This is a genomic window from Streptomyces sp. NPDC059909, assembly GCF_042730885.1.
Classification (GTDB): Bacteria; Actinomycetota; Actinomycetes; order Streptomycetales; family Streptomycetaceae; genus Streptomyces.
In genome coordinates this window covers 1-5,588 of the sequence record NZ_JBHWKX010000164.1, presented here as the reverse complement: position 1 = coordinate 5,588, position 5,588 = coordinate 1, and the positions used below count along the sequence as shown (strand labels likewise).

At 69.0% G+C, this 5,588-nt stretch carries 5 protein-coding genes; 1 reads left to right on the top strand and 4 read right to left on the bottom strand.

The genetic code is table 11. From position 1 onward, the window contains the following. Positions 1-199: 199 nt before the first annotated feature. Positions 200-1,342, bottom strand: coding sequence for a phosphatidylinositol-specific phospholipase C1-like protein (locus ACFV9O_RS39485; protein WP_385427699.1), 1,143 nt, complete (start codon positions 1,340-1,342; stop codon positions 200-202). A gap of 87 nt (positions 1,343-1,429) precedes the next feature. Here ACFV9O_RS39485 and ACFV9O_RS39480 point away from each other — a divergent pair, with 87 nt between their 5' ends. Next, positions 1,430-1,660: a hypothetical protein gene (locus ACFV9O_RS39480; protein ID WP_385427697.1), complete on the top strand. Its 231-nt coding sequence runs from the start codon at positions 1,430-1,432 to the stop codon at positions 1,658-1,660. Positions 1,661-2,278: 618 nt separating this feature from the next. Here ACFV9O_RS39480 and ACFV9O_RS39475 read toward each other — a convergent pair. From ACFV9O_RS39475 to ACFV9O_RS39465, 3 genes are all read right to left on the bottom strand, one after another. Continuing rightward, positions 2,279-2,431, bottom strand: coding sequence for a hypothetical protein (locus ACFV9O_RS39475; RefSeq protein WP_385427694.1), 153 nt, complete (start codon positions 2,429-2,431; stop codon positions 2,279-2,281). A 61-nt stretch (positions 2,432-2,492) separates the two neighbouring features. Next, the gene (locus tag ACFV9O_RS39470) at positions 2,493-3,326 is read right to left on the bottom strand and encodes an enoyl-CoA hydratase/isomerase family protein (protein WP_385427692.1); all 834 of its coding nucleotides are present in this window, start codon (positions 3,324-3,326) and stop codon (positions 2,493-2,495) included. Between the two features lie 395 nt (positions 3,327-3,721). Next, positions 3,722-5,449, bottom strand: coding sequence for a SpoIIE family protein phosphatase (locus ACFV9O_RS39465; protein WP_385427690.1), 1,728 nt, complete (start codon positions 5,447-5,449; stop codon positions 3,722-3,724). Positions 5,450-5,588 lie beyond the last annotated feature (139 nt).

Here is a 5,588-nt window from a genome sequence, read left to right as displayed (position 1 = left end):
CCGAAGTCACACGCCCACAACCAGCGTGAGCACCCCGACGCCGACGCACACCAGGCCCGTGACCTGCTGCTTCACGATGCACACCACTCAATGGTCACGGTGCCTCCGGCACCCACCGCGGTTGTCGCCCCGCACGGAATGTGTGTCTATCCGTGAGGGGATAGACACACATTCCGCAGGGCCGTGACTGCGGCGAAGCTCAGCGCTCCAGCTTGTCGTCGCGGCAGTTCTCCGGCGCGGACACCGGGTTGCAGCGAGCGGCATCCGGGCCGGGCAGTGAGACGAAGAAGTCTCGGTCGTAACGGGTGGACATGCCCGCCGCCGGGAAATCGGTGGAGATGATCTGGGCGCCGCTGGCCAGCGCCAGCTCACGCATAGCGGTGTCGCGGCTGAGCACGGTGCTCATCGGGACGTCGGAACGGGTCCGTACGATGTATCCGCGTTTGACCAGATCGGCGATCTCCGCCGCGTTCGTGCCGCGCGGGTCGTTGCGCTTCATGAAGGCCGCCGAGGGGGTGCCCGGTGCGGAGTCGGTGAACAGCACGCGGCCCTCGAGGTTCGGGTGGCCGGCCAGGTAGGCGGTGCGCACCTGGTTGGTGTTGTCCATTGCGAACATCACCTTGCCGGCCGACTGAGCCACTGTGGGCCAACCGTGCTGCAGAACTGACTGCTCGAGAGTCAAGCCGGGCCGCCTGACGTCGTCGGGAGTGATCAGCTGGTTGGAACTGAAGACCGAGCGGATTTCGTCCTCAAGGGTCCGGAAGGCCGACTCCTCCCACGCGGGGCTTTCGACGCCGCCGAGGCGTTCGAAGCGGTCTTCGCTGGCCTTGAACTCCAGCATTACCAGCAGCGGGACGTGTCCGGGGTTGTTCTGCGACCAGCCACGAATCTGCTTCAGGCACTCGGTCAGCTGGACGCAGGTGGTGTTGTAGTCGGCGTCGACGATGTGGAAGACCTTCGTGCCGGGCTCCCCCCACGCCGGGTTCTCGAGCGGAGGAAGGCCCGCGTTCTTGCGGACCAGCGGCCAGCGGTACAGGCCACCCTTCGGGTCGGGCACGACGTCGAGTTCGACTGAGCGGACCTCCTGCTCGTCCAGCTGCTCGGCCAGCGGCGAGTGCGAGTAGAACAGGTTCGGGTTCGCCCCAGGGTCTACCTCCAACTGGGCACGCTGTTCAGCGCCGGAGAGTTCGCGGTGGTAGCTGTTGTGTGTGGCCACCACCTGGATTTCATTGATGCGTGTGCCGTCCACGTTGGCGGCTGCCTGCGATGAACCGGTCGATACCGTCTGCGTGGCGAGTGCGGTGAGAGCTGCGGCGACAGCCAACCAGCGGGGGAGAGACATGCGCTTCCTTTACAGCCAAAGGGGGGGTGGGTATGACCACCCGTCCACGCTGGGAAAGAAGGATGGACCTGCCGTATCGTTAGTTCGTTGATCAACCATCTCCAAGGTGAATCTTGGTGGTCCGAGCGGGTTGCCTGCCCGTCCCTGCTCGGCCTGGTGGTCGGTGAAGGGCACGGTCAGGTCGTGGAGGAAGGGCAGGACATCGTCGCGTCGGCGGTGAAGCCGGTCGACCAGGCGCCGGGCGCAGGTTTCGGGTTTCCCTGGGGTCGGGTCGGGGTTGGCGGCGCATCAGCAGCAAATGACCCCACCTACGACTGAAGTCGCGGCCTTCCTGCGTCGGTGGTCAAACCTCCGCGCAGAGGACCAGCCCGGCCCTGCTGAGCACATGAGCGCGCCTACGTGGTCGGCGTACGCGCGGACGCCGCCACAGGGTGCACTCGAACCTTTTTGTGTAGGGCGGTTCTCCTCAGCGACGTGCCTGCCCGCATTCGGGACAGGTGCGGGAGGTGTTGCAGGCATCGACCGGGATCACTCGGCGAGCGGCACAGGATGTTGCGGTTCAAGCCCGACTTCGCGGCGGAACCATGCGGGAGGAACGGGCCGGGCTGCTCGGGGTCGGGGGAGCGGGCTGCTGGCGCGCTGTGGCCGGGCGGTGGTCACTCCGTGTCGGTGCCGCTCTCGTCGTGGCCGGGCAGCGCGTCGGACAGGAAGCGCCGCCCGACGTGCCCGCGGGATCGAGCGCCGCGCTGTCGTGGCGGGCCGGGCAACGGATTCGGTGAGCGCCCGGGCCGACTTACCCGGGCGTGCAAGATGGTCCAGCCCTGCCCGCCGGGCACCGTCGTCCCCGTGCTGGTATTGCCGGCCAGTTACGCAACAGCAACGCTGTACGCCAAGGCGCTTTACGGGCGGCGCTCACGTGCGTCTACCCGGCGGTCGTCAGGGGGGCGCGCCCTTGGGGCGGATGAAGACGACCATGTGGCGCGCGCGGGTGATGGCCACGCGCAGCAGGCGGCGGTTGGCTCGGGTGCGGTTGGCGTCCCACTCGGGATCCAGCAGGCGGCTGTGGTAGGCGCCCTCTACGATGACCACACCGTCGAACTCTTTGCCCTTGGCACCTACCGGCACGTCCGGCGTCTCTGTTCAGGGTCTCTCAGTCGTCGAGCAGGTTGGCGAGGTGTGCGCCGAATCGGTTCTCCAGGTCTCCTTCCTGTTGCATCCCGCGCTTGAACAGGGCGGCGACTCGCTGGTGGGTTTCGGGCCAGGCAAGGGCGGTGGCGAAGGCGTTGAGGCCGTCGAGGAGTCTGTCGACGGGCGGCAGGGTGACCTGGTTGACGAGGTTCTTCGCGGTCTCGATCGGGCGCCGGTCGAAGGAGGCGAGGCGCCGTGCGAGCGTGTCGACGAAGCCGTCCAGTTCGCTGTCGGGAAGGGACCGGTTGACCCAGCCGTACCGTTCGGCGGTGTCGGCGTCGAAGTCGTCCGCGCCGAGGATGATTTCCAGCGCGCGGCCTCGGCCGGTCAGCAGGGGAAGGCGTTCTGTGCCGCCGCCGCCGGGGATGACTCCCGCGCCGACCTCGGGTTGACCGAGGACGGCGTTGTCGCGGGAGGCGAAGCGCATGTCGCAGGCGAGCGCGAATTCGCTGCCCACGCCGCGGACGCGGCCGCGGATCTTTGCGATGCTCACCACGGGGGACGTGGTGAGGCGGACGAAGGTGTCCGTGGGGATGGCGAGGCCGGAGGGGCCGGCGGTTTTGGCGAGGCTCCCCGATTTGCCTGACATGTCGAAGTGGGCCAGGTAGAAGTCTGGGTTCGCGCTCTCGAAGACGACGACGCGAAGGGCCGGGCTGGTGTCCATCCGGGCGAGCAGGTCCTGCAGGCCCTGGAGTACGGCGTGGTCGACCACGTTCAGGGGCGGGTTGTCGAACAGGACCCGCCAGTAGGCGGGCGTTTCCTCGATGATGCGCACAGGTGCTGCAGTCTCAGTCATGCCCTACATCCTAGGGTCTGAATTTAATATTGCAAGTCAGCCTTGTGTGGCACCCCGTCCGTGGTCGCTGGTCGCGGGGCGGCCGCGGGTGCCTGACCGGAAGGCTCTGTGCGGGACTTGTTCGCGCTGCACACCGGTGTCCAGTGGGAGTACCTGCCGCAGAGTTGGGCTCCGGTTCGGGCATGACCTACTGGCGCCGCCTGGGGTCTGGAAAGAAGCCGGCGTGCGGGCCCATCTGCGCGCGGTGCTGCTGAGGAGATTGCGCTCGGCGAAGAAGCTGGATCGGCCGCGGGCGGTGATCGACTTCTCCCACGTGCGGGCTGCGCGGCGGGTCCCAAAGCGGTCCCGGGCCGGTCGATCGCGCGCGCTCGGGCAGCAGGTTGACAGGCAGGCGCTCAGGGGTGGGCTGTGAGGTGCTGTTCGGCCCAGATGAGTTTGCCGTTGGGTGTGTGGCGGGTTCCCCATCTGCGGGTCAGTTGGGCGACGAGGAGGAGGCCGCGGCCGTTCTCGTCGGTGGTGCGGGGGTGGCGCAGGCGGGGTTGGCTGTTGCTGGTGTCGGTGACCTCGCAGGTCAGTGCCTCGTGCCGGATGAGGCGCAGGCCGATTGTGCCGTTGCTGTGGCGGACGGCGTTGGTGACCAGCTCGCTGACGATCAGTTCGGTGGATTCGGCCAGGTGCTCAAGCCCCCACTGGTTCAGTTGGCGGGTGGCCTGGGCGCGGGCGCGGCTGACGACGGCCGGGTCGGCGGGAAATTCCCAGGAGGCGACCTGGTTCGGGCCGAGTTGGCGGGTGCGGGCGAGGAGCAGGGTGGCATCGTCGCACGAGGCCTCGCACGACAGCGGGTCCACCGCGGACGAGCAGAGGTCCTCCAGCGCCAGGCCGGGCCTGGCCAGGGCGGCGGCGAGGCGGTTCATGCCGGCGTCGAGGTCGTGGTTGCGGGCTTCGATCAGGCCGTCGGTGTAGAGGAGCACGCTGTTCTCGGGCAGCTCCAGTGTCACGGACTCGAAGGGGACCAGGCCGAGGCCGAGCGGGGCTCCGGTGGGCAGGTCGGGGAAGGTGACGTGGCCGTGCGGGTCGACGATGGCGGGCGGGGGGTGGCCGGCCCGCGCCATGGTGCACTGCCGGGTGACCGGGTCGTAGACGGCGTACAGACATGTGGCGACCATCGTCGCGCCGCCCGGGTCCTGGGGGTCGGCGTCTTCCTCGGCGAGACGGATGACCTGCTCGTCGAGGTGGGCGAGGAGTTCGTCGGGGGGCATGTCCATGCTGGCGAGGGTGCGGACGGCGGTGCGGAGTTGGCCCATGGTTGCCGCCGCGTTGATGCCGTGTCCGACGACGTCGCCGACGACGGGTGCGATGCGGGCGCCGGGCAGCGGGATCACGTCGAACCAGTCGCCCCCGACATCGTGGTGGCTGTCGGCGGGCAGGTAGCGCCAGGCCACGTCGGCGGCGGATCCGCCTGTCGCGTGGTGGGGGAGCAGGTGGCGCTGCTGGGTGAGGGCCGTGGAGCGTTCGCGGGCGTACTGGCGGGCGTTGTCCAGGGACAGTGCGGCCCAGCTGACGAGTTCCTCGGCCAGGAGCAGGTCGTCCTCCTCGAACGGCACACGGTCCGCGGTCCGTACGAACACCGCCACGCCGAGCACGGCGCCCCGGGCGTGGATCGGGACGACCATCAAGGAGTGCATCGTGTGGTCGCGGATTGCCGCCCGCACTGCGTCGTGGCGGTCCAGCCAGGTGCCGGGGGAGGTGTCCAGCATCGGCTCGAAGTGGGACTGTCCGGAGTGCAGGACGCTGGTGAAGGGCGATGCCAACGGGACCGGGACAGGCTCTCCCCGCGCGAACAGGGGCTCCGGGTCCCACTGGCGGACCGAGGCCAGGCCCGCGCGGCGGAAGGCGGGGATGCGTCCGCCCTGCGGGCCGAGATGGGCCAGGGGCTCCTCGCCGAGCAGGACGGACTCGGCCAGGTCGACGGTGGCGTAGTCCGCGAGGAGCGGGACCGTGAGGTCGGCCAGTTCCTGCCCGGTCCGCATGGCATCCAGGGTGGTTCCGATCCGCTTGCCGGCCTCGCCCAGGATCGCGAGGCGCTCGCGCGCACGTGTGCTGTCGGTGACATCGACGCTCACGGCGCACATGCCCAGCGCACGGCCCTCACCGTCGTCGATGCGGAAGGTGACTCCTCCCCCGGATAAATCCGGGGGCTTCTCCTGTCGGTGGCTCAGGCCACGTCGGGAAGGACCAGCCCGGCCCTGAGTACGACGTTCC